The organism is Duganella vulcania (assembly GCF_009857655.1).
GTDB classification, from domain to species: Bacteria; Pseudomonadota; Gammaproteobacteria; order Burkholderiales; family Burkholderiaceae_D; genus Rugamonas; species Rugamonas vulcania.
Genome location: NZ_WWCX01000076.1, coordinates 1 through 22,786, shown reverse-complemented (window position 1 = coordinate 22,786; position 22,786 = coordinate 1). Strand labels below are relative to the sequence as shown.

Annotated in this window: 19 protein-coding genes; 9 read left to right on the top strand and 10 right to left on the bottom strand. The window is 66.8% G+C overall.

From position 1 onward, the window contains the following. Nucleotides 1-8: 8 nt before the first annotated feature. The gene (locus GTP90_RS27055; protein WP_161086415.1) at nt 9-755 is read left to right on the top strand and encodes a class I SAM-dependent methyltransferase; all 747 of its coding nucleotides are present in this window, start codon (nt 9-11) and stop codon (nt 753-755) included. On the opposite strand, the gene GTP90_RS27050 is transcribed toward GTP90_RS27055, so the two are convergent. Genes GTP90_RS27050 through GTP90_RS27030 form a run of 5 tightly spaced genes read right to left on the bottom strand, consistent with a single transcriptional unit; the run spans nt 752 to nt 8,016 of the window. Continuing rightward, entirely contained in the window at nt 752-1,936 is a 1,185-nt protein-coding gene (locus GTP90_RS27050; protein ID WP_161086414.1) for a hypothetical protein, read from the bottom strand. The genes GTP90_RS27055 and GTP90_RS27050 overlap by 4 nt on opposite strands. A 2-nt stretch (nt 1,937-1,938) precedes the next feature. Further along, nucleotides 1,939-3,408: an MBOAT family O-acyltransferase gene (locus GTP90_RS27045; protein ID WP_161086413.1), complete on the bottom strand. Its 1,470-nt coding sequence runs from the start codon at nt 3,406-3,408 to the stop codon at nt 1,939-1,941. Then, entirely contained in the window at nt 3,398-4,471 is a 1,074-nt protein-coding gene (locus GTP90_RS27040) for a glycosyltransferase (protein ID WP_254452069.1), read from the bottom strand. The genes GTP90_RS27045 and GTP90_RS27040 overlap by 11 nt, the downstream gene beginning before the upstream one ends. 10 nt (nt 4,472-4,481) lie before the next feature. Continuing rightward, nucleotides 4,482-5,924, bottom strand: coding sequence for a lipopolysaccharide biosynthesis protein (locus GTP90_RS27035; RefSeq protein ID WP_161086411.1), 1,443 nt, complete (start codon nt 5,922-5,924; stop codon nt 4,482-4,484). 10 nt (nt 5,925-5,934) lie between these two features. Continuing rightward, nucleotides 5,935-8,016, bottom strand: coding sequence for a glycosyltransferase (locus GTP90_RS27030; RefSeq protein ID WP_254452068.1), 2,082 nt, complete (start codon nt 8,014-8,016; stop codon nt 5,935-5,937). A gap of 99 nt (nt 8,017-8,115) precedes the next feature. Here GTP90_RS27030 and GTP90_RS27025 point away from each other — a divergent pair, with 99 nt between their 5' ends. Both GTP90_RS27025 and GTP90_RS27020 read left to right on the top strand, forming a co-directional pair. Continuing rightward, nucleotides 8,116-9,411 (top strand): putative O-glycosylation ligase, exosortase A system-associated, encoded by a 1,296-nt coding sequence (locus GTP90_RS27025; RefSeq protein WP_161086410.1) that lies wholly within the window; start codon nt 8,116-8,118, stop codon nt 9,409-9,411. After that, nucleotides 9,408-10,298: a polysaccharide deacetylase family protein gene (locus GTP90_RS27020; RefSeq protein ID WP_161086409.1), complete on the top strand. Its 891-nt coding sequence runs from the start codon at nt 9,408-9,410 to the stop codon at nt 10,296-10,298. Before GTP90_RS27025 ends, GTP90_RS27020 begins: the two co-directional genes overlap by 4 nt. Here GTP90_RS27020 and GTP90_RS27015 read toward each other — a convergent pair. The 3 genes from GTP90_RS27015 to GTP90_RS27005 are packed head-to-tail and all read right to left on the bottom strand — an operon-like array spanning nt 10,275 to nt 14,931. Then, nucleotides 10,275-12,116, bottom strand: coding sequence for an asparagine synthetase B family protein (locus GTP90_RS27015; RefSeq protein WP_161086408.1), 1,842 nt, complete (start codon nt 12,114-12,116; stop codon nt 10,275-10,277). The genes GTP90_RS27020 and GTP90_RS27015 overlap by 24 nt on opposite strands. Next, nucleotides 12,113-13,354, bottom strand: a complete 1,242-nt coding sequence (locus GTP90_RS27010; protein ID WP_161086407.1) for a pyridoxal-dependent decarboxylase, exosortase A system-associated — start codon at nt 13,352-13,354, stop codon at nt 12,113-12,115. The genes GTP90_RS27015 and GTP90_RS27010 overlap by 4 nt, the downstream gene beginning before the upstream one ends. Further along, a complete protein-coding gene (locus tag GTP90_RS27005) occupies nt 13,351-14,931 on the bottom strand; it encodes an acyl-CoA ligase (AMP-forming), exosortase A system-associated (RefSeq protein ID WP_161086406.1) in 1,581 nt (526 codons plus the stop codon). The genes GTP90_RS27010 and GTP90_RS27005 overlap by 4 nt, the downstream gene beginning before the upstream one ends. A gap of 156 nt (nt 14,932-15,087) precedes the next feature. On the opposite strand from GTP90_RS27005, the gene GTP90_RS27000 reads away from it, so the two are divergent. From GTP90_RS27000 to GTP90_RS26975, 6 genes are read left to right on the top strand one after another with little or no spacing between them, the layout of a single operon-like run. After that, a complete protein-coding gene (locus GTP90_RS27000; protein WP_161086405.1) occupies nt 15,088-15,810 on the top strand; it encodes a GNAT family N-acetyltransferase in 723 nt (240 codons plus the stop codon). Next, nucleotides 15,798-16,040, top strand: coding sequence for an acyl carrier protein (locus tag GTP90_RS26995; RefSeq protein ID WP_161086404.1), 243 nt, complete (start codon nt 15,798-15,800; stop codon nt 16,038-16,040). The genes GTP90_RS27000 and GTP90_RS26995 overlap by 13 nt, the downstream gene beginning before the upstream one ends. After that, on the top strand, nt 16,037-16,843 hold the full coding sequence (locus GTP90_RS26990; RefSeq protein ID WP_161086403.1) for a hydrolase 2, exosortase A system-associated: 807 nt from the start codon (nt 16,037-16,039) through the stop codon (nt 16,841-16,843). The genes GTP90_RS26995 and GTP90_RS26990 overlap by 4 nt, the downstream gene beginning before the upstream one ends. Continuing rightward, entirely contained in the window at nt 16,840-17,676 is an 837-nt protein-coding gene (locus tag GTP90_RS26985; RefSeq protein WP_161086402.1) for a hydrolase 1, exosortase A system-associated, read from the top strand. The genes GTP90_RS26990 and GTP90_RS26985 overlap by 4 nt, the downstream gene beginning before the upstream one ends. Then, on the top strand, nt 17,670-18,914 hold the full coding sequence (locus GTP90_RS26980) for a glycosyltransferase (protein ID WP_161086401.1): 1,245 nt from the start codon (nt 17,670-17,672) through the stop codon (nt 18,912-18,914). Before GTP90_RS26985 ends, GTP90_RS26980 begins: the two co-directional genes overlap by 7 nt. After that, nucleotides 18,911-19,537 carry a tetratricopeptide repeat protein gene (locus GTP90_RS26975; RefSeq protein WP_161086400.1) on the top strand — a complete coding sequence of 209 codons (627 nt, stop codon included), beginning with the start codon at nt 18,911-18,913 and terminating at the stop codon, nt 19,535-19,537. The genes GTP90_RS26980 and GTP90_RS26975 overlap by 4 nt, the downstream gene beginning before the upstream one ends. 3 nt (nt 19,538-19,540) lie before the next feature. On the opposite strand, the gene prsR is transcribed toward GTP90_RS26975, so the two are convergent. After that, complete coding sequence (prsR, locus tag GTP90_RS26970) at nt 19,541-20,887, bottom strand: PEP-CTERM-box response regulator transcription factor (RefSeq protein ID WP_161086399.1); 1,347 nt, start codon at nt 20,885-20,887, stop codon at nt 19,541-19,543. Next, nucleotides 20,874-22,786, bottom strand: a 1,913-nt coding sequence (gene prsK / locus GTP90_RS26965) for an XrtA/PEP-CTERM system histidine kinase PrsK (protein WP_161086398.1), incomplete at its 5' end; no start/stop codon positions are given. The genes prsK and prsR, both read right to left, overlap by 14 nt.

Below are 22,786 nucleotides of genomic sequence, written 5' to 3'. Positions count from 1 at the left end.
GAGCCGACATGCTCATCCTCGCCTGCACCGCGATCGCCTTGCTTCTGGCGGTTTCGCTACACACCCTGCACAAGTTGCGCCGCGTGCACGTGCTGCTGTACGACCTGCGCGACCAGACCCGCAACGACCAGACCGGCTTGTTCCGCCAACTGGAAGCCTTGCAAGGTCTCTACATCGAGCTTGACCTCAAGCACAGCCTGCCGCCGACGCGCGGCTGGGCGGCCTCGCCGGATTTCCTGCTGGAAGTCGCACGCCACGCGCGGGGCCTGAAGCACGCGACGGTGCTGGAATGCAGCAGCGGCATCTCCACCTTGGTGCTGGCGCGCTGCATGCAGCTCAACGGCACGGGACGCGTCTACAGCCTGGAGCACGACGCCCGCTTCGCCGAGCAGACGCGCGCGCAATTGCGGCGCCACGGCCTGCAGGACTGGGCCACCGTCATCGACGCGCCATTGACACCGTACGACCTCGACGGCCAATCGTGGCCCTGGTACGATCTGGCGCAATTGCCTGCGCTCTTGACGGTGGATCTACTCGTCATCGACGGCCCGCCACAGGCGACGCGCCTGCAGGCGCGCTACCCGGCCGGGCCGTTGCTGTTCCCTCGGTTGAATCCGGGCGCTGCGGTCTATCTTGACGATGCCGCGCGCCCCGACGAACAAGCCATCCTGCGGCGCTGGCGGCAGGACTTTCCAGCGCTGGCGTACTCCTCGCAAGGCTGTGAAAAGGGCTGCGCGCTGATGCGCAAGGACTAGCGCTCGGCCGCCACCGCCCGGACCATGCGCGTTTCCTCGGGATGCTCGCGATGGTAGCGGTCGCGCGCGAGACGCATCGCGGCAAGATGGCTGTCCACCGTGTCGGGCAGCAATTCGACGCCGAAGTCCTGCGGAGCATCGCCAACGCCGTACATCCGCGCCAATATCATCGCGCCCACGTTACTGCGGTAATGCGACGTCTCCCAGTAATATTGCATCGAAGACCTGTGGCTTACCTGGGGGATGGCCTCCGTCGTCACGCTGTTGAAGCCCGAGAAGTCGAAGATGCGCACATCGCAGCCCGCCGCCCGATGGCGCTCCCCCAATTGCGCCAGGGCACGCTGCCATGTTTCCAGCGCCGGCCACTTGCCCGCCCAGTACAATGCATCGGCGGTCATCGCGTGGGTCGGATTGAGGTACAGCCGGATGCCGGTGCCGGCAGCGCACAAGTCGGCCAGGCTGCGCTGCAGCGCAGTCATCGCCTCGGCGGTCGGTCCTTCGCCACGCAGGTACTCGCGCACGCGGGGAATGATCACTGCCCCGGTCCCGCCCAGGCTTTCGATACGGTCCCGCACGCAAGCGTCATCCCGCTGACCATAGAACGCCAGGCTGGACCGGCAATCGCGGCCCAGGCTGCCGCGCAGCAGGCGGACCGAATCGGCCGTCATGTCGAACGCCAGCGCGCGACGGGCATCCAACAGCCCACGCCGCCACAAATACAGCGGACCTTCCGCCACCAGCTCGCGGTTGAAGTCGGTATTGCCGATCTCCATGGAGAATGACGGCGGGTCCATGCCCCAGACCACGGTTTTCAGCTGCCCGACGTGGGCCGCGTGGCGGGCCATGTCCATCGCGTCCGCCAGCGAGGCGCCCGAGAGCGCCCCGTTGAACACATCCTGGCCGGCGAACGCCGGTGCGCGCGTCGGCAGTCCCAGTTCCGTGCGCGAGTTTCCAACGTACAGGACCGCTGGCTTGAATTTGGCCAGCGCATAGGTCTTGCCCCAGGCGCTGAGCTTCTCCCGCCCGGGCCGCAGGCGCTGGACGGACGGCGTCTGCCATTGATGCGTCAGGTAGGGGTCGACTTGGTAGTTCAACACAGTCACGGCGCCCGTCACCAGCGCACAGCTGGCGCAAAAGAGGCCGACATAGTTGCGCCATTCGGCGTCTGGATGCGGGTCCATGTTTAAAATTGAAAATAGAGAAATTCGCTGATGCGGTTCATGCTGAACAGGCACCCAAGAAACAACAGGGAAAACGCCAGGCTCCACGCCTTGCGCGGCCGCCAGCACAGGTGGAGGCGCCGTTGCGCCGCAGCGCCAGGAGCGTAGTGACGGAAGATTTCCTGCGTATTGGGCGCCAGGAAGGCCAGTGGCATCGCCAGCACCAGGACCAGCACGCCGGCGCCGCCGAAGTCGATCCACCGTATGCCAGAAAACTGTGCGCCGCGGTAAAAATACGGCGCATAGGCCGCCAATCCATGCGGCAAGGCGAGGCCATTTGCACCTGCCATTCCGCGCAGGACATCGCCGGCAGTGGACAGGTCCGGCGCCCGGAACACCACCCACGCCACCACCACCGCCAGAAAAGTCAGGCCCCGGCCCCACCATCGTGGCAGGCCCATCCCTGCCCATGCGGTCCATCCGCGATGCAGCACCAGATAGACGCCGTGCAAGCCTCCCCACACCACGAATGTCCAGCCGGCGCCGTGCCACAAACCGCCAAGCAGCATGGTCAGCATCAGGTTGCGCAGCCTGTGATGGCGATTGCCGCCAAGCGGCACGTACAGGTAGTCGCGCAGGAAGCGCGACAACGACATATGCCAGCGCCGCCAGAACTCGGCGATATTGCCGGCCTGGTAGGGGGAATTGAAATTCAACGGCAGCTGCACGCCAAACAAGCGCGACAAGCCGATCGCCATGTCGGAATACCCCGAAAAGTCAAAGTACAGCTGGAAGGTGTAAGCCAGCGCGCCTATCCAGGCCTCGATCAGCTGCGGATGGGCCTGGGCGGCGAACACCGGTGCCACCAGCGGCGACAGCGGATCGGCCAGCAGCACCTTCTTCGCCAACCCGACGACGAAAATGGACAAGCCCACGGCGACATCCGCCGCGTTCAATCCCGGCGGCCGCTCGAACTGCGGCATCATTTCCTTGTGGTGCAGCACCGGCCCGGCGATCAGGTGCGGGAAATAGCTGACAAACAAGGCGTAATGGATGAAGCGGTACTCGCCGGCCAAGCCGCGATGGCAATCGACCAGGAAAGCAATCTGCGTAAAAGTGAAGAACGAGATTCCGATCGGCAGCACGATATGCCAGTCATGCAACGGCGCGCCAAGCAAGGTGTCGACACTGGCCATGAAGAAGTTCGCATACTTGTAGTAGCCAAGCAAGGCCAGGTTCGCCGTCAGGCCGGGCACCAGCCATTGCTTGCTTCGGTTGCGGGACGCCAGCATGCGCGCCGCACACCAATAATTGAGACTGATTGAGGCCATCAACAGCGGCAGGTAGCGCCAATCCCAATAGCCATAGAACCATAGCGACGCCAACGCCAGCCAGGCAATCGCCCATCGGGGACGCAGCTTGGCCAGCACAAAATACCCGGCCAGGACGACCGGCAGATACAGGAACAGAAAAGCAAACGAATTAAACAGCACGGCACGCCTCTTGCGCCCGGCGGGTCCGGTGGAACAGCTCGGTATAGCAAGCCACCATCTGTTCGGCGACGCGCTGCCAGCTGAAGCGCTCGACCAGGCCGCGCACCAGCACCCGTTCCGGCGGATCGGCGATCAGGTCGAGAATTGCGTGGCGCAAACCGGCCTCATCGTCGCAGTGCAACTGCTTCAGGGCGAAATTGCTGTTAGGCAGGCTGAGCGCGCTTTCGTCGGTCATCACCACCGGCGTGCCGGCCGCCAGCGCTTCCACAACCGACAAGGGGAACACCTCGCCATGGCTGGGCAACGCCAACACCGATGCGCTGGCATAGGCGCTGGCCAGCAGCGGATCGTCGTGCTCGAGCTGGCCCAGCCAGCGCACGCGGGGCAAGGCCAACAACTGCTGCAGATAGCCCTGGTGCTGTCGCTGCGCACGCCCAATCAGCACCACCGGCAACCCGGTCTGCGCCAGCGCGCGCACCAGGCCCAGCTGGTTTTTGTAGGGCGAGATCGCGCCCACCATCAACACGAACGGACCGCCCAATCCCGTACAGCGGCGAAACTCCTCCTGCCGCGCGCCGAAGAAGTGTGGGCTGATGCCGTTAGGCAGCATGCGAATGTTCCCTTCGGGTATCTGGAATGCGCTGACGATGGCGTCGCGCTCGGCCGCGCCCAGCGCGATCACCATCTGCGCCAATTGCAATGCGCGCTTGGTTTGCGCATAGCTGGTCTGCACATTCCACCCCGTCAGGCGCCCGGTCAGGCTGTCGGCCAGCCTGGCGCGTATGCCATCCAGGCGGCCCCAACCGGGCGAGAGCACCGGGGACAGCACCACCGGCACGCCGAGGTCGGACGCCAGCTCCACCAGCCGGTGGTTGCCGTTGATCGCCGAGAAAACATGGATCAGGTCGAACTGGTCCAGGCGCTGGCGGTTGGCGTCGACCAACACCACCTCCAGGCCGGGGGCGGATTGTTCCTGCAGCGCACGCACGGTCGACCGCACCTGCACTTGCAGGCCGCCTTCGCGCTGAAACAACATCGGATATGACAGGATGCCTACGCGCATACGGTGACCTCTATTTTTCAAATCGCGCCCTGACCTTGCGGCCCGCCAGCGCACACTCGGCGGCCAGCTCATGCTGGACCAGCAAAATTGCCGCCAGCCACAGCGGCAACGCGATCAAGGCCGCCATCGACAGCTGAACCAGCGCCTGCGCCGCCGGCTGGGGACGCCACGCCAGCAGCAGCGGTCCGCTCAGACTCGCCAGCGCCACCACCGCGCTGCGCCGGAGCGCGCCGAGCAGGGCCGTCAGTTCCAGCCCGGCCAGCTGGCGCAGATAGCGAAATGTCCAGATGCTCCGGAACATGCCACCCAGCACCACGCCCCACGCCACCCACTTCAGGCCCAGCGGCGCCGCCAACAGCACCGCGCACACACGGACAGGCACCGACAGTGCGTCCAGCTTGGCTTGCGTGCCGACCGCGCCCATCGCCACGAACAGATAGCGTGCCATGCTAAACATGCTATACAACGCGCTCGACAGGCATATGATGCGTATCAACGGGACGCATGCATCCCACTGTTCGCCGTACAGCACCCGCACCACGGCCGGCGCCATGATGGCCACGAAGCCAAAGAACGGCCAGGCCAGCACGGTCATATAACTGGCCGTGGTCAGGTAGGCCTGGCGCAGATCGTCGCCCGCGCGCGCCTGTGCGGAGAACAGCGGGAACACCACCGGCGAGATGGCGCCGGTCACCAGCTGGTTGAACACGTTCAGCACGCCCTGCGCCTTGCCGAAGATGCCCACCTCGGCGACGCCGATCATCTTGCCGATGATCAGGTCGGGCGCGGCCACGCCCAATTCATCGATCACGCTGCTGACGGTGGAAATCGAACCGAACTTCAGGATCGACCGCATGCCGCGCCGCGCGGGCCAGCGCGGCAGGCCTGGCGGCCAGCAGCACAGACTCGCCAGCAGTGCCGCGGCGGTGCCGGCCACCGCGCCCCAGACCAGGCTCAGGTAGCTGTAACCCAGCCAGGCCAGCGTCACCGACACCAGCAGTTGCGCGGCGGTGCTGACGGTGTTGATCGCGAAGATGGCGGAGAAGCGCATCTGGCGCCGCAGAAAAGGCAGCGCCAGCGAGCTGAAGGGAATCAGCAGGAAGTTGATCGACAACAGCTGCAGCACCGTGCTCAGGCGCGAATCCCGATAGAACCGCGCCGCCACGCCGCTGCCGCACAGCACCACCGCCGCCAGCGACCAGGCCACCAGGATGCTGGTGCCCAGCGCGGCGCGCAGCTTGTCCTCGGTCAGCTGCTTCTCCTGGATCACGTAGGGCCCGACACCGAAGTCGCGCACGGCCTGCGCCAGGCCCGCCAGCACCGCGCCCACCGCATAGACGCCGATCTCGGCCGGCGTCAACAGCCGCGCCAGCACCATCATGCCGATCGTGTTCAGCAGCAGCAGCGTGTATTTCTCGCCGAAGGAAACCGCGAAGGACAGGCGTGGCTGCATGGCGTGCGCCTCAGATCAGCTGGTCGTAAAAGGCAAGCACCTGCCTGCCCACCACGGCGGAACTATAAAGTTCCACCGCCTCCTTGCGAGCCTTGCCGCCCATGGCTTCGCGCCGTTCTGGATCGGCGAGCAGATCGGCAACGATGGCCGATGCGGCGTCCAGATCGTCGGCAGGGACCAGCACGCCGCCGCCGCTGTCGCGCAGGATGTCCGTGCTGCCGGGCACTTCGGTTGCCACGGCCGGGACGCCGCAGGCCATCGCCTCGATGGTCGCGATGCCGAAGCCTTCGCTGCGGCTCATTAATATGTGCAGGTCCAGCGCCGGCAACAACGCTTCGACCTCGGTCACAAAGCCCGTGAGCGTCACGCAGGTATCCAACCCGGCCGCCCGCACCCTGTCCCGCAGCGCGGCCTCCAGCGGCCCGCTGCCCATCATGACCAGATGCAGCCGGGGAAACCGGGGCCGCAGCAGCACGAACAGATCGAGCAACAGCTCCGGCCGTTTTTGCTCCGACAGGCGCGCCGCCGCGCCGATGACCAGGGCATCCTCCGGCAACCGCAGCGCGCTGCGCGCCGCACGGCGCAGATCGGGCCCCGGCAGGAACCTGTCGGTGTCGACGCAGTTCGGAATGACCGCCATCCGCGTGCTGGCAGGCAAATATGGCTGATAGATCGCCATGAAGTGCGCCATCGCCGAACGCGACACGGCATACACTCCACGCACCGCCGAGAACGCCTGGCGCAGCAAGGGCGCATGCCAGTCACTGATTTCGGTTGCCGGGAAAGCGTTGTGCACGCTGATCACGGCCGGCAGGCGGCAGTAGCCGGCCAACCACAACACGGACGCGCCGTAGTTGGTCCAGCACCAGGCCACATGCACCAGGTCGGCGCGAAACGCACGAAGGCGCCCGGCCGCCCACAGCCGCGCGCGCAGTAGGTTCCAGCGCCGCCAGTCCCATTGCTCGAAGAAGCGCGGCGGATCGAATTCCGCCACCACGATCTGCTCGCGCGCCAACCGTCCCGCCCAGGCGTCGATGCCGGCAAAGCGGCGCAGCGCCAGGCTGCCGTCGGCGCCGCCCAGGCGCAGATAGCGCACTTCCTGCGCCATGCGCATCTCCATTCCGCCGAGCTCGCCTGAATAGCTGGTGATCAGCACCCGCTTGCCAAGCTTGCGCCGCCCCAGCCTCGCCTCGAAGAAATAGCCGCGCAGATAGGCCAGCTCCCAGCGCCGCCGGAAGCGGGCGTCGGCATCGCCCAGCGCGCAGGCGCGCAGATAGCCGGCGCACTCGCGGAAGAAGCGCGCCAGCATCCAGCGCGGCATGCCGCGCCATTCGGGATAGGTGCCCGGCGAGTCTTGCCGAAACTTTCCACGTCCGAAACGCCACGCCTTTTCAAGCACATACGCCAGCGTCAATTGCCGTGCGCGGACGAAATGAAAGACCCGCGCGTGCGGATAGAAACACGCGACGTAGCCAGCCAAGGCCAGACGGCGTGTCAATTCCGTCTCGCTGCCCATGGCATAGGCATGGCCGTTGGGGCCGATCGAGGTATCGTAGCGATATCCAGCCGCGAACACCGAACGCCGCACCGCCATGTTCGCGCCCCACACCAGCCCTGGGAACACCGGTCCTTCGGCCAGATCGGACGCGGTCAGGCCGAACGTCAGGCCCATCGGCACCAGCCGCAGCAGCCACGCCGGCGGGGGCTCGGCCCAATCGGGCTCTATCGCGCCGCCGAACACCATGCACCGCGCATGGGCGTCGGCGCAACGCTCCCATTGCAGCAACCAGTCCGGCGCCGGGGTCGCGTCGTCATCGGTGAAGATGAACAGGCCATCGTTATCATCATGGCGCAGCGCCCACTCCAGCGCCAGGTTCAGGGCCGCGTTCTTGCCTTTGTGCGGACTGCTCAGCAAATGCAACGGCAGACGGTGCTGATATTGCGCCACCAGCGCCCCGGTGCCGTCACGGCTGCCATTCTCGACGATGACCAGCCGCCATTTGCATCGCGGCGCGTGCAACCGGCAATAACCATCGAGCACCTTGGGCAGTGTCTGCGCGCCATCGCAGGTCGCCATGAGAACGGTCAACAAGAGAGCCTCCCCCGTATCCTATGATTGCGGAACGTGACAATCCAGTGTAGTGACAGGCTCAGTTGCAACGTTGAGCCGCATCAACGAGTGATTCCGGCCATGCGCGACATCCTGATCACCCTTATCATCTTTGGCAGCCTGCCGCTGATCTTGCGCAATCCGGTCAACGGTGTGCTGATGTGGGTGTGGATCAGCGTCATGAATCCCCACACGCAAAGCTGGGGCTTTGCCGCCACCTTTCCGTTCGCTTTCATCGTCGCCATCGCGACGCTGTTCAGCCTGGCAAGCTCGCGCCTGCCCAAGACCTTGCCGGTATCGCCCATCACCTACACGCTGATCGTGCTGATCCTGTGGATGAACGTCACCACCCTGTTCGCCATGTTCCCCGAGACCGCTTACGCGCAGTGGAGCAAGGTGATGAAGATCATGCTGATGAGCCTGGTAACCATGATGGTGATACGCACGCGCGAGGACGTGCACCGCCTGATGTGGGTGCTGGCCATGTCGCTGGGCTACTACGGCGTCAAGGGCGGACTGTTCACCATTCGCAGCGGCGGGGTCGACCGCGTGTGGGGGCCGGAAGGTACGTTTATCGGCGACAACAACGAAATCGCGCTGGCCCTGATCATGACCATTCCACTGCTGCGCTACCTGCAATTGCGCAGCGCCGGGCGCTGGTTGCGCCTTGGCCTGGGTGCGGCGATGCTGCTCAGCGCGCTGGCCGCGCTCGGCTCTTATTCGCGTGGCGCGCTGCTCGCGATTGCCGCCATGATCGTGGTGATGTGGTCCAAGAGCCGCCATAAACTGGCCGGCGCCCTCCTGCTCGCCGTGCTGATCCCGCTGGCCCTGCTGTTCATGCCCGATCGCTGGGGCGAGCGCATGGACAGCATCGGCAGTTATCAGGCGGATGAATCCGCAATGGGACGCATCAACGCCTGGTATATGGCGTGGAACCTCGCGAAAGACCGGTTTTTCGGCGGCGGGTTCGACATCGCCGAACCGCGCGCCTTCTTCCTCTACGCGCCCGATCCGCACGATATCCACGCCGCGCACAGCATTTATTTCCAGGCCCTGGGCGAACACGGCTTTGTCGGCCTGGCGCTCTATTTGCTGCTGCTCGGACTGACCTGGCGCTCGGCCGCGTGGATCGCGCGCCACAGCCTGGGCCGACCCGAGCTGGAATGGGCGCAGCAGTTGGCCACCATGATACAAGCGAGTTTCGTTGGATTCGCGGTCGGCGGAGCCTTTCTGAGCCTGCTGTATTTCGACGTGCCGTACTATTTGATGGCCGTCATCATCGCCACCCGGGTGCTGGTTGCCAAACGGCAGCATGCCGCCAGATACGCCGTGCAGGGCGAACTGGAAAGCCGCCATCCGGTGGTCAGGCAACCATGAAGCAATGCCTGTCGATACTGGTCTACCACCGCGTACTGGCGCGGCCCGATCCCTTGCAACCGGCATTGCCCGACACCCGGCTCTTCGAACGCCACATGACGTTGCTCAAGCACTGTTTCCACGTCTTGCCCTTGAGCCGTGCCATCGCGCGCCTGCGCTTGGGTACGCTTCCGCCGCGCGCCGCCAGCATCACTTTTGACGACGGTTATGCCGACAACGCCACCTGCGCGCTGCCGATATTGCAGCGCCTCGGATTAAGCGCCACCTTCTTCATCGCCAGCGACTACCTCGACGGTGGCCGGATGTGGAACGACGACGTGATCGCCGGCGTGCGCCAGGCCCGCCAGTCCGTGTTGCGCCTGGCGGTGCCGGGCTGCGACGCGCTTCAGGTGCACACCCTGCACCAGCGGCAGCATGCGATAGAAAAGCTGCTGCAAGCGCTCAAGTACCTTCCCGCCCGGCAGCGCCAAGCGCTCGCCTGCAGCCTGGCGCCGGACCGGCAGGAGGAATTGATGATGCGCAGCGAAGACGTCCGGACCTTGCTGGCGGCGGGCATGGAGATCGGCGCGCACACCGCCTCCCACCCCATCCTGGCCAGGCAGGCCGATGCCGACGCCTACGCCGACATGCAGCGTGGCAAAGCCGCCCTCGAAGACATCACGCAAACCCCGGTCCACCTGTTCGCCTATCCGAACGGCAAGCCGGGCGTCGATTTCGACCAGCGCCATGCCGGCATGGCCAGCCAGCTGGGCTTCCGGGCCGCCGTCACCACCGCGCCCGGCGCGGCCCACGCCGCCAGCGACCCGCTGCAGCTGCCACGCTACACGCCCTGGGAGCAGGACCGGCCGCGCTTCCTGCTGAGGCTACTTGCCAGCCGGCGCCACTGAACGGGCCAGCCATTGCTCCAGCATCATCAACACCCACACCATGGTGCCGTGATAGGCGGGATGTTCGGCGACCAGCGTGTGCATCAAGCGCTCGATGAAGTCCGCACGTATGATCTGCCGCTTCTTGAGGTCGCTCAAGCTGTCCAGCACCAGCCCCTGCAAGCCCGCGTCCCGCTGCAGCCAGTGGCCGAATGGCAAGCCGAAGCCATGCTTTTTCTTGCGCAGGATGGCCCCCGGCAGATAGCCTTGCAAGGCACGCTTGAAGAAATACCGCAGCCGCGTGCCATTCAGCTTGTCCTTGGGCGACAAGCGCGCCGAAAACGCCAGCATTTCATCGCTCAGGAACGGAAACGCCACATCCACGCCGCCTAACTCGCACGCCAGGCGCACCTTGCGCAAGTCGTTGTCCGCCAGCGTGTAGCGCAGGTCGAGCGTCTGCATGCGGTTGATCAGACTCAAGCCGTCACCCTGCCAGTAGCAGTCGTTCAGTTGCCCGATAGGCGCGCTTTCATCCACGCGGGACAGGAACTCCGGATGCAGCACCTCGCCGGGGCCGTAGCGCTGCAACAGGTTATACGTTTCCAGCCGGGCCGGCATCGGCATCACCGCCTGCTCGATATACCTGCGCGCCTTGCGCAGCGGCGCCAGGTCCAGTCCGCCGGCCAGGCCGAACAGCAAGGGTTCCAGCGCCACCTGACGCAGCGCCGACGGCAGTTGTTCATAGCGGGACAGCACCGCCTGATGCGCGTAGCGCTCGTTTCCCCCGAACAGTTCGTCTCCGCCATCGCCGCCGAGCAGCCGGGTCACGCCGTCGGTGCGCGCCATGTTGGCGCAATAATAGGCGGGTACGGCCGACGAATTGCCGAACGGCTGGTCCGACGCGGCCGCGATGCGCGGAATGGCGGCGGCCACATCGCCCGCCGTCACATACAGCTCATGGTGGTCGGCGCCAAAATGGCGGGCGGCGATGCGGGCGTAGCGCATCTCGTCGTAGCCGGCCACGTCGAAACCGATCGAATACGTGCGCGGCGCGCTGCCGCTGACGCTGGCCAGCATGCCTGCCAGCGTCGAGCTGTCCGTGCCGCCACTCAGGAAAGCGCCGGTCCTGGCGCTGCCGGCCGAACGACGCACGGAATTTTCCAGCGTCGCCAGGAATTGCTGCTTGAGCTCGCTGAAGGGCGTGGCAGCCTGCTCTTGGTATTCGATCTGCCAATAACTGCCCGTCTGCAAATGGCCATGCCGGTACTGCAGATATTCGCCCGGCTGCAGGCGGCGCTGGCCGCGATACACAGTGCGCGGCGCCGGCACGGTGTGGAAATACAGATAGTTGTAGATGGCTTGCGGATCGAGCGCCGTGAGCGCATGCGGATGCGCCTGCAGCGCGGCGGCCGACGAGCCGAACAACACTCCTTGCCGCACCTGCTGATAATGCATCGCGTGGACGCCGCTGCGGTCGATGGCCAGCAAGAGTTGCTCCCCCGCCTCCGCCATCGCGCACACTGCAAACGGTCCCGACAGTGCCGAGCACGCTTGCGCCCCCTTGATCAGCCACAGGGCGGCGAAACGCTCGGCGAGATTCTCGTTGCAGCCGTTCAGCAAGGGCCGTCCCCAGACCGCGACCAGCACCCCATCCGCGCCATGCACGCTGACGCTGTCTGCCGAGGCGGCCACGGCGATGCCTCCGCCCCGCTCCGCCGCGATGCACACGGGGCTGTCATCGAAACGCGCCAGCGTCCGGCCCATGCCGGCCAACAATTGCTTGACGCTATCGCTGTCCGCCGCCGCGTCGGTGGCGACATAACCGCACAGGCCGCTCATACCAGTACCTCCAATGGCAGCGGATGGCTCAGGAAGGCGGTCGGACTGGCCGTCAATCCATAGGCGCCCGACTGGAATACCACCACCAGATCGCCGGCCTCGGCGCGTGGCAACTCCATGCGTTCGGCCAGCCGGTCCAGCGGCGTGCACAAGGGGCCGACCACGGAGACCGTCTCGCTGGCCGCCGCATGCATGCGGTTGCCGATCGCGACGGGAAAGTTCTTGCGGATCACCTGGCCGAAATTCCCGGATGCCGCCAGATGCTGATGCAGGCCGCCGTCGGTCACCAGGAAGGTTTGTCCATGCGAACGCTTGCGTTCCAGCACGCGGCAAACATAGATACCGCCTTCGGCCACCAGATAGCGTCCCAGCTCCAGCACCAGGTCAGTATCCGGCCAAGCCTGCCGCAGCAAGCGCAACGATTGTTCCAGCCCTTCGGCCACCGCCGCCAGGTCCAGCGCCCGTTCGCCCGGGAAATATGGCACGCCAAAGCCGCCGCCGATGTTCAGCATGCGCAGCGGCGCCCGTGCGTGGTCGGCCAGCCGCAAGCCCAGTTCAACGCTGAGCCGTTGTGCCTCGCAGATCGCCGCGGCGGACAGATTCTGTGAACCGCAAAATAGATGGAAACCGTGAAAGTCCAATCCCAACCGTTCCATCCGCTGCAGCATCGCCGGCACCCGCTCCGCGTCGACGCCGAACGGACGGGGGCCGCCGCCCATCTTCATGCCCGCCATCTTCAGTTCGAAATCGGGATTGACTCGCACCGCCACCCGCGGCGTCATGCCCAGTTCCGCGCCGATGCAGGCGGCGCGTTCCATCTCGCGCTCGGACTCCAGGTGCAGCAGCACACCGGCAGCCACCGCGCAGCGCAATTCCTCGTCGCGCTTGCCTGGCCCGGCGAAGCTGACGCGGCCGGGAGCCATGCCGGCATCGAGCGCCACTTTCATCTCGCCGCCCGACGCGATATCGAAGCCATCGACCAGCCCCGCCATCAACTGCACCAGGGCCGGCATCGGATTGGCCTTCAACGCGTAGTGCAGGCGTACGCCTTCCGGCAGCGTCCGCCGCAGCTGGGCGACGCGGGAAACGATATGGCTGCGCTCGTAGGCATAGAACGGCGTACGTCCCACCCGTTCCGCCAAACGGGTCAGTTCGATGCCTCCCAGCAGCAGCACATCGTCCAATGTCGGGAACTGGCTAGGCTGCGCGTGCCGCGGCAGCTCGGCAACGGCCGTCACGACGCGCACCGTGCACCGGCCAGCTGGTCGGCCAACAGCTTGCGGTCGATCTTGCCGTTGGGGTTGCGCGGCAGGGGCGCGCTGCGGATATCGATGACCGACGGCACCATATACGCGGGCAATGCCTGGCGGCAGGCCGTCAGCAGTGCATCGCCGTCGATGCCGCCCTGCGGCATGGAGGCGGCCACCAGCGTGATCGACTGCCCCAGCGTCTCGTGCGGCACGCCGATGGCGGCGGCCTCCGCCACCATGCCGGTGGCGTACGCCACCTCTTCCACTTCCGTCGGACTGACGCGGTAACCCGAGGTCTTGATCATATCGTCGCTGCGGCCGATGAAATACAGATAGCCCTCGTCGTCGCAACGCACGGTGTCGCCAGACCACACGGCCAGTTCCGGCACGGGCAGTCCGCCCAGCCGGTCGGGCAGCGGACGGAAGCGCTCGGCGGTGCGCTGCGCATCGTTCCAGTAGCCCATCGCCACCAACGCGCCGCGATGCACCAGTTCGCCCGGCTCGTTCGGGCCGCAGGGGGAACCGTCGCTGCGCAGCACCAGCACTTCGGCATTCGGGATCGCCTTGCCGATCGAATCGGGGCGGCGGTCCAGCTGTTCCGGCGCAAGGAAGGTCGAACGGAACGCCTCGGTCAGGCCGTACATCAGGTAAATCTGGGTGTATGGCAGCAGCTTGCGCAGCTTGGCCAGCGTATGGCGCTGCATCGCCCCGCCGGAATTGGTGATGTAGCGCAGCCGCTGCGCATGGCGCCAGTCCAGCTCGGCCAACTGCATCCACAGCGGCGGCACGGCGGCCAGGCCGGTGATGCGTTCACGCTGGACGGCTTCGAGGATATCGCGCTGCAAGAGATGGTTCAGCAACACCGCGCAGGCGCCGACCGCAAACGCCGTGGTGAGCTGGCTCAGGCCGTAGTCGAAACTCAGCGGCAACACGCACAGGATGCGGTCCTCCGGCGTATTCCCCAGGTAAGACGAGACGCTCAGCGCGCCCGCCACCAGATTACGATGCGACAGCACCACCCCCTTCGGCCTGCCGGTGCTGCCCGAGGTGTACAGGATCGCCGCGATGTCGCTGTCGATGCAGGGATGGGGCGGCGTTTGCGGCGCATCACGCATGCACTCGCGCCAGGACAACAATTGCAGGCCATCCAACCCCGGCAATCCCTCCATGGAGCCGACGATGATGACCTTCCGCAGCCCGGCACAACCCGCCAGCACCGTCGCCAGCAGATTGTAGCGCTCGCGCGTGGTGACCAGGATGCGCACGTCGCAATCGCCCAGGATGTGCGCGACCTGCTCGGGCTTCAGCACCGGATTCACCGGCACGAACACCGCGCCCGCGGCGGCCGCGCCGAACATGGCCACCACCGCTTCTTCGCGCTTTTCCATGAACACCGCCAGCCGCTCGCCGCGCCCCAGCCCATGATGCACCCACGCGGCCGCACACAGCCGCACCATCTGCGCCAGCGCGGCGTAGTTCAGCCCGACGCCCTGGTACGACAAGGCCTGCCGCTGCGGCTCGCGCTGCGCGGATTGAAAAATTAACTGGTGAACTAACTGCGTCATGGCGGGATCCTATCGAGAGGCAGCCTCTATGATTGAGATAAATCGCTCCACCGTTCTTGATGTGGCTCAAGCATGGTGTCCGCTTGTGCTGGCGCAAACCTGCGGCCGTGCGGACGGCGTCTAATTGGAGTTCCGCTCACCTTGAGGCACGCCGCGATGACCACTGGCCTGCGCCACACCTACCTGCAACTGGGCTGGTTCAATGCCATCCTGTACTGGCTCGGCCATGTGCTGGCGGCCGCCAGCGCGGGCACCTGGACGCTGCACCGCTATCAGTTCGTGGCACAGTACGTCGGCGACACCACGCTGTGCGCGGCGCGCGGGCAGGACATCCACATCCGTGAACACGCCCCCGCCGACGGCATGCCGGACGACTATCCCCGCCCGGAACCAGTGGTCCGCCAGCGCTTCGCGCAGGGCGCTTGCAGCCTGACAGCCTGGCGCGACGACCGGCTGGCCGGCTTTCTGTGGCTGATACCCGAGGCCTACCTCGAGGATGAGGTGCGGGTCCGTTACCGCTTGGCCAGCTCGCGCGCCTCGTGGGATTTCGACGTCTGGGTCCGGCCGGAGGAGCGGCTGGGCTGGGTCTTCCCCAGGCTGTGGGAGGCCGCCCGCTGCCATTTGCGCCGGCGCGGCGTGCGCTGGACCTGCAGCCGCATCTCCGCATTCAACCCCGCCTCGCTGCGGGCCCACGCGCGCATCGGCGTGGTCGGCCTGGGCAGCGCCATCTTCCTGCGCTGCGGCAGCTGGCAATGGATGTGCGCCACGCTGGCGCCCTACTTCCACCTGTCGCGCCGGCCATCGAGCTTCCCGCAACTGACGTTCGACACCAGCCCCCTGCCCGAAGCCGTCCCCAAGGAGCCGCCATGCCTGTCTTAGATCAAGTCTGCCTAGCCTTGCGCCACACGCTGGGGCTGGGAAATATCCAGCTCCAGCCGGAAACGGCCTTGCTGGGCAGCGTGCCCGAACTCGATTCGATGGCGGTGGTCCACCTGATCGCCGAGCTGGAGCAACGCTTCTCCATCCACGTCCACGACGACGAGATCAGCGCCAGCCATTTCGCCACCGTCGGCACGCTGACATCCTTCGTGCAAGGGAAACTGACGTGAGCGGGTATGCACAACGCAGCCACGCCCTGCCGTTCTTCCTGCCGGCGGACCTGGGCGACCGCTTCTGCCTGTACTACCCGCCGCATCCCGGCGTACAAGCGCGTGGCTCCATTTTATATGTCCACCCGTTCGCCGAGGAGCTCAACAAGAGCCGGCGCATGGCGGCGCTGCAGTCGCGCGCCTACGCCGGCGCCGGCTACGGCGTGCTGCAAATGGATCTGTACGGATGCGGCGACAGCAGCGGCGATTTCTCCGAGGCCCGCTGGGAGCTGTGGCTGTCCGACCTGGCGCTGGGTTGGCGCTGGCTGGCCAAGCACTGCCCTGGCCCCGCCTACTTGTGGGGCTTGCGCCTGGGCGCCTTGCTAGCCTTGCAGTTCGGCGACCAGGCGCGGCCCGCCCCCACAGGCATGGTGTTGTGGCAGCCAGTGATCAGCGGCCGTCCCCATCTGCGCCAGTTCATGCGGCTGCAGACAGCGGCCCGCCTGTTTGGCCCCGCGCAAGCCACCGACGCCAACGAGGCGGGCGGCTACACGCTGGCGCCCGAGCTGGTGGAGGCGATCAACGCGGCCGAGGCTGGGCGCCGGCCGCACTGCCCGGTGCAGTGGCTGGAGCTGACTGCACCGCAGCAGCCGGCAACCTTGCAGCCGGCGTCGGCCCTGCTGCTGGAACGGTGGGAGCGCGCGGGCGCGCACGTCGACGCCTTCCCGCTTGAAGGCGCGCCCTTCTGGTCGACGCCGGAGATCGCCGAAGTACCGGCGCTGATCGCCGCGACCTTGGCCGCCATGCCAAGAGGGTGGTCATGACCTGGCAAAGCCGCGCCCTGTGTTTCGCTTGCCGCGACTGCCGGCTGATCGGCATCCTCGACCTGCCGGAGCGCCCGCGCCAGCGCGGCGTACTGATCGTCACGGGGGGCCCGCAGTACCGCGTCGGCAGCCACCGCCATTTCGTCCTGCTGGCGCGGCAGCTGGCCGCCGCCGGCATCCCGGTCATGCGCTTCGACTACCGCGGCATGGGCGACAGCGAGGGGGAGCAGCGCAACTTCGAACAACTCGACGACGACCTGGACGCCGCCATCGCCGAATTCTTCAACACGCTGCCGGCGATGAAGGAACTCGTGCTGTGGGGCCTGTGCGACGGCGCCACCGCCGCCGCCTGGCACGCGCCGCGCGATCCGCGCATCGCCGGCCTCGTCATGCTCAATCCCTGGGTACGCACAGAGCAAGGCCACGCCAACGCCACGCTGCGCCACTACTACGCGCAGCGCTTGCTCGACCGCGACTTCTGGCGCAAGCTCGGCGGCGGCGCCGTGCGGATCGGCGCCACCCTGCGCTCCTTCATCGCGCTGGCGACAGCCGCGAGACGGCCAGCCGCCGAAGCCGGGGGACTGTCCCTGCCCCAGCGTCTCTACCGCGCCTTGCGCCAATTCCGCGGGCACACGCTTATCGTGCTCAGCGGCGCGGACCTCGGCGCGCGGGAATTCTCGGCGTTACCCGGCCACCAGCCACACTGGCGCCAGCTGCTGGACGAACCGCGCGTGCAGCTGGTCCACGTCCCCGAGGCTAACCACACCTTCTCCAGCCGCGCCTGGCGCGCGGACGTCGCCACCGTCTGCACCGACTGGATCGCATCATGGTGAAGCGCGTTCTGATGATCGCCTATCACTACCCCCCGCTGAGTGGCGGCAGCGGCATACACCGCACGCATGCGTTCGCCCGGCATCTGCCCGAGCACGGCTGGCAGCCGCTGGTGTTGACGGTCCATCCGCGCGCCTACGAAGACCTCGGCGCCAACCACCACGACGCCGCCATTGCGGTGCACCGCAGCTTCGCGCTGGACAGTTCCCGCCACCTCGCGCTGCGCGGACGCTATCCCGAGCTGCTGGCCCAGCCGGACCGCTGGATATCGTGGTGGCTGGGCGCCGTCCCGGCCGGCTTGCGGCTGATCCGCAAACACCGGCCGGACGCCATCTGGTCCAGCTACCCGATCGCCACCGCCCACCTGATCGCGCTCAGCCTGCACCGCCTGACCGGCGTCCCGTGGATCGCCGACCAGCGCGACCCGATGGTCGATGCCGGCTACCCGCCGGACCCGCGGCGCCGGCGCATCCACGGCTGGATCGAGCGGCAATCCATCCGCCATGCCGCCGCCGTGGTCTGCACCACACCGGGCGCCCTGCTCAGCCTGGGCCAGCGCCACCCGCTGGCCGACGAGCGCCGGCTGGCGCTGATCCCCAACGGCTACGACGAATCCGTGTTCGCCTGCGCCGAGCTCACCGACCGGCCAGCCGGTTCCAAGCCTTTCACGCTGCTGCACAGCGGCGTCATCTATCCGTCCGAACGCGACCCCGGCCCCTTGTTCGCCGCGCTGGCCAAGCTGCTGTCCGAACACCGCATCGGTCCGGACAACTTCCGCCTGCTGCTGCGCGCCAGCGCCCACGACGGCCATCTGCGCATGCTGATGCAACGCCATCCCGGCCTCGACAAGATCATCGAGCTGGCGCCGGCGCTGCCCTACCATCAAGCCGTGGCCGAGATGCTGGGCGCAGACGGCCTGCTGCTGCTCCAGGCCGCCAATTGCAACAGCCAGATCCCGGCCAAGCTGTACGAATACCTGCGCGCCCGCCGCCCGCTGCTGGCCCTGACCGACGCCGCCGGCGACACCGCGGCCACCCTGCGCGCAGCCGGCATCGACACCATCGGCCAGCCCGATAGTGCGGCCGACATCGCCGCCGCCCTGCTGCGCTTCCTGCACCTGTGCCGCACCTGGCAGGCGCCGCTGGCCTCGCAAAAGATCATCACCAGCCACTCGCGCGCCGCCCGCACCCTGGAGCTGGCCACGCTGCTGGACCGCACCGTCCACAAGGAAGCAACATGACAACCCACGCCCGCAGCATCGCCCTGCTAATACTGATGATCGCCGCTGGCGCCGCCACCGGCCAGGCCTGCGACAGCTACGTCAAGCACGACCCGGGCGGCGACTACACCAATCCCACCGACCGCGAAGGCTTGACCGTGGTCGAGCAATACCATTTCACGCCCGAGGTGGAGCGCCTGGTGCGCGGCTCGTCAGGCTCGCTGGGCGCCGACATCGGCTACACGCTGGAGCATTTCCCCAACCACCACCGCGCCCTGGCCGCCATGAGCAAGCTGGCCTTGCGCGACAAGAATCACAGACCTTACGGCGCCCGCTACTCGATCGACTGCTACTTCGACCGCGCGCTGCGGTTCCGGCCGGACGACGCACGCGTCCACGCGCTATTTGGCGGCTACCTGCTGGGGCTGGGCCAGTCTGACGCGGCGCTGGAGCAATTGAAGGAAGCAGTCCGGCTGGAGCCGGGCAACGCCACCACCCATTACAACCTCGGCCTGCTCTACCTCAAGCGCAAGGACTACGAACAAGCCCGCGCCAGCGCCCGCACGGCCTACGGACTGGGCTTCCCCTTGCCGGGACTGAAGAACCAGCTAATCGCGGCCGGCCAGTGGCGCGACGACGACTAGCCCTTATTTCAAGCCGTGGTGGTTCATCAGGTCGTACAGCGTCGGCCGGCTCACGCCCAGCAACTCCGCTGCCTTGACGATATTGCCGTCGACCCGCGCCAGCGCCTGCACCATCACCCGGTACTCGGCCGCGTCGCGGGCCTGGCGCAGATTGACGCTGGGGTCGACGGCCGCGCTGTCCGGCAAGCCCAGGTCCGGCGGCGTGATCTGCGGACCATCGGCCATGATGACGGCGCGACGTATGCAGTTCTCCATCTCGCGCACATTGCCCGGCCAGGGATACGCTTCAATCGCCGCCAACGCCTCCGGACTGAAGTGCAGCGCCGAGCGCGCCTCGCTGGCGCAGAATTTGTTCTTGAAATGATGGGCAAGCAAAGCGCAGTCGCCCACGCGCTCGCGCAACGGCGGAATGGACAGCACGATCTCGCTGAGCCGGTAGAACAGATCTTCGCGGAAGCGTCCGCTCTCCGACAAGGCCTTCAAATTCTGATGCGTGGCGCACACAATCCGCACATCGATGCTGATCTCGCTGCGTCCGCCGATCCGCTCGATCACCCGCTCCTGCAGAAAACGCAGCAGCTTGGCCTGCAACGGCAAGGCCAGGTCGCCAACCTCGTCCAGGAAAAAGGTACCGCCGTGCGCCAGCTCCAGCTTGCCGAGGGTCTGCCGCTGCGCGCCGGTGAAGGCGCCCTTCTCGTAGCCGAACAACTCGCTCTCCAGCAGATGCTCGGGGATGGCCGCGCAATTGATGGCGACAAAGCGCTTGTCCTGGCGCGTGCTCAGGCGATGCAGGCCGCGCGCGATCAACTCCTTGCCGCTGCCCGAATCGCCCAGCAACATCACCGACGCCGACGACGGCGCCACCCGCTCCACGCTGCGGCACACCTTCAGCATGCCCGGATCGCGGCTGATGATGCCGGCCAGCGGCGAATCCGACTGGATCTGCAGCATGCGCCGGTTCTCCTGCTGCATCGCATGCAGATAGAAGGCGCGCGCCACGACCAGCGCCAGCGTATCGGCGTCCAGCGGCTTCTGGTGGAAATCGTAGGCGCCCATGGCGATGGCCTTGAGCGCATGCTCGCGCGCCTGGTTGCCGGACAGGACGATGACCTTGGTGTCGGGCGCCGCCGCCAGGATCTGCTGCAGCAAAGCCAGCCCTTCGCTGGCGCCGTCCGGATCGGGCGGCAAGCCCAGGTCCATGGTCGCCACCGCCGGCTGGTGGCGGCGCAGCTGCGCCATCGCCGATTCGCGGTCGTCCGCCACCACCACCTCGTAGGCATCCAGGCTCCAGCGCAGCTGCTTCTGCAAGCCCTGGTCGTCCTCCACCACCAGCAATTTATTCTTGGCCATGTCTGTCCTCCATGGATCCGGCCGCGTCCGCGTGCAACGGCAGCACCAGCCGGAACGTCGTCCCGTGCGCCGGCGCGCTGCTCACCTCCAGCCGTCCGCCGATCTCCCGCGCGTATTCGCGGCTTTCGAACACGCCGATGCCCATGCCGGCGCTCTTGGTCGACTCGAACGGCTGAAACAGCCGCTCGCGGATGAACTGCTCGCTCATGCCGTGCCCCGTGTCGCTCAGCTCGATCACCGCGGCGGCGTCGCGGCGCAGCAGGCGCAGGGCGACCCGCCCGCTGCGCGGCGTCGCCTCCACCGCGTTCTGGATCAGGTGCCCGATCACCCGCTCCAGCCGCTGCCGGTTCGCCAGCACCACCAAGCCCGGCTCGCACGACTCCAGCACCGGCCGGGGCTCCAGTTGCGCGCAGGCGCGCACCAGTTGCGCCAGCAGCGGCTCCAGCGGGAGCGGCGCGGACAGCTCGGCCACCTCGTCGCGGCGCAGCTTGAGCAGCAAGGACCGCATCTTGCCCAGCGTATGGGCCAGCGTCGCCAGCATGTCATGCTGAAACGCCGGGTTGGCCTTGTGCCGTTCCGCGTTGGCCAGCAACAGCGACAGCTGCGACACCAGGTTCTTCAAGTCATGCACGACAAACGTCGACATCCGGTTGAACGATTCAAACTGCCGCGCCACCGCCAGGCTGTGGGCCGACTCCTGATGCGCCAGATAGCTGGCGGCCTGCCGCCCCGCGATCTTGAGCACATCGCACACCTCCCAGTTCAGCACGAGGCTGGCGCGCGGCGGCGCCAGGCAGATGAAGCCGAACAGGCTACGCTCCAGCATCAGCGGCACCACCAGCCGCACGCCTTGATCCTCAGCCAGCCACGCCGGCAACCCCAGCCGACCGTAGTGCCGCGGATCGGCGCGCCACTCGGGCAGATCGACCACCCAGCCGCGCTGCGCCAGGAACCCGCACAAGGCGCCGTCCGCCGGCTCGATCGCGGTCTGCAACGGCATGTTCCAGCGCGCCACGGCCTGGAAGTCCGGGCCGTCGCGACGCAGCCACAACAACCCGGCCGGGCTTTCCACCAGCTCCGCCACCGCCTGTATCGCCCGTTGCGGCAGGGTCGCGCTATCCTCGGCCAGCGCGTGCGTGAGGCGCTGCCATTCGTGCCGATAATCGTAGCGCCCCTGATAAAAGTGCTTGCTGATGAAAACCTTCAGCCGCGAGCGTACGGTGCCGGAAAACAGCAGGCCCGACAGCAACAGGGCCGCGCCGGACAGGCAGGCCAGCTGCATCAGCGTCCCCCACACGCCGCCGATGTAGCGCAGATACCAGGCGCTGGCGGCCATCGCCAGCAGGTAGGAAGCCGATCCCAGCAACGCCGCCGAGCGGAACATGATCTGCCGCGACAGCGACAGCCCGGCGGTCCACACCGGATTGCGCGCCACCGCCAACGCCAGCAAAGGCACGCTCAGCGCGTTGACGATGCCGCGCGCGGCCCAGATATCCTGGTTGACTCGGCGAAACAGCAAGGCTTCGCTGTACAAGTAGAAGTCGTAGGCGAACAAGGCGCCGATGCCCAGGCAGGCGAACTTGATGCCCCAGCGGGAGGCCGGCGGCGTGCCGCGATACAGATGCTCGACCAGCAGCATCCCCGACACCGACAGGCCCAGCCGCACGACGATGGCCGCCAACGGCAGCTGTTCGGCGGCCACCAACCAGCTCAGCAGCGCCAAGCCGCCGGCCGCCGCGAGCCAGCCACGGCGCCGCGTGCCACCGGCCAGCACCACGAGCAGCGCCAGCCAGGCGCCAGTGCGTGTCGCCTCCAGCACATCCATGGCCACCAGCAAGCCGGAGCGCCAGGCCGATCCGGCGGCAACCAGCGCCGCCCAAGCCGACGTCGCAAGGCATG

Coding starts and splice junctions, on each gene's coding strand:
- prsR (WP_161086399.1), bottom strand. CDS start 20,887: ATGGCCAAGAATAAATTGCTGGTGGTGGAGGACGACCAGGGCTTGCAG.
- GTP90_RS27000 (WP_161086405.1), top strand. CDS start 15,088: ATGACCACTGGCCTGCGCCACACCTACCTGCAACTGGGCTGGTTCAAT.
- GTP90_RS27050 (WP_161086414.1), bottom strand. CDS start 1,936: ATGGACCCGCATCCAGACGCCGAATGGCGCAACTATGTCGGCCTCTTT.
- GTP90_RS27020 (WP_161086409.1), top strand. CDS start 9,408: ATGAAGCAATGCCTGTCGATACTGGTCTACCACCGCGTACTGGCGCGG.
- GTP90_RS27055 (WP_161086415.1), top strand. CDS start 9: ATGCTCATCCTCGCCTGCACCGCGATCGCCTTGCTTCTGGCGGTTTCG.
- GTP90_RS26980 (WP_161086401.1), top strand. CDS start 17,670: ATGGTGAAGCGCGTTCTGATGATCGCCTATCACTACCCCCCGCTGAGT.
- GTP90_RS27035 (WP_161086411.1), bottom strand. CDS start 5,924: ATGCAGCCACGCCTGTCCTTCGCGGTTTCCTTCGGCGAGAAATACACG.
- GTP90_RS27025 (WP_161086410.1), top strand. CDS start 8,116: ATGCGCGACATCCTGATCACCCTTATCATCTTTGGCAGCCTGCCGCTG.
- GTP90_RS26975 (WP_161086400.1), top strand. CDS start 18,911: ATGACAACCCACGCCCGCAGCATCGCCCTGCTAATACTGATGATCGCC.
- GTP90_RS26985 (WP_161086402.1), top strand. CDS start 16,840: ATGACCTGGCAAAGCCGCGCCCTGTGTTTCGCTTGCCGCGACTGCCGG.
- GTP90_RS27005 (WP_161086406.1), bottom strand. CDS start 14,931: ATGACGCAGTTAGTTCACCAGTTAATTTTTCAATCCGCGCAGCGCGAG.
- GTP90_RS27040 (WP_254452069.1), bottom strand. CDS start 4,471: ATGCGCGTAGGCATCCTGTCATATCCGATGTTGTTTCAGCGCGAAGGC.
- GTP90_RS26995 (WP_161086404.1), top strand. CDS start 15,798: ATGCCTGTCTTAGATCAAGTCTGCCTAGCCTTGCGCCACACGCTGGGG.
- GTP90_RS27015 (WP_161086408.1), bottom strand. CDS start 12,116: ATGAGCGGCCTGTGCGGTTATGTCGCCACCGACGCGGCGGCGGACAGC.